The sequence below is a fragment of the Vibrio sp. 378 genome (assembly GCF_033339435.1).
Window position 1 is genome coordinate 1 of record NZ_JAWOUO010001226.1, and the last position, 512, is coordinate 512.

General features: G+C 47.1%; 1 protein-coding gene. It reads left to right on the forward strand.

Going from position 1 to position 512, the window contains the following annotated elements:
* A partial coding sequence (locus R7Q48_RS31275; RefSeq protein ID WP_318134327.1) for a MipA/OmpV family protein occupies positions 1-512 on the forward strand: 512 nt, incomplete at both ends.

Sequence of the window (512 nt, forward strand, 5' to 3'; positions counted from 1 at the left end):
CGGCGCTTTTCTGTTTAACGAAGAGGATTCTGACTGGCGAGTGAGCGCGATTACGCGTCTTCGTTTTGTCGACATTCCTAAATCCGTTCAAAACGCGTTTGAAGGTGATCGCGTCGATTTTGGTGGCCAACTGCGTTATGACTTCAATGAAAACTGGCGCGCTGAAGTGGAATTGATGACGGATGACGAGTTTCAGTTCCACTCAAACTACAGAATTGCAGCAAATTACGAGCTGGGTGATTGGGAGTTCGAACCATCTTTTACCATCCGTTATAAGGACTCTGATTTCAACAGCGAGTATTACGCTTTCAAAGATGTGACAGGGGAAAGAATCGGTGCTGGCGCAGATGCTAATCTGGGCATCAAAGCGCGTTATCACGTGATTTCGAACCTCTATTTGTTGGGCGAGACCAGCGTGACGCGCTTAGACAACGAAGCTTACAAGAGCGGAATTGTCGAAGATCGTTACCAAGGTGAAGTGTTTGTCGGTTTCGGCTTCTTTAACGACAAAG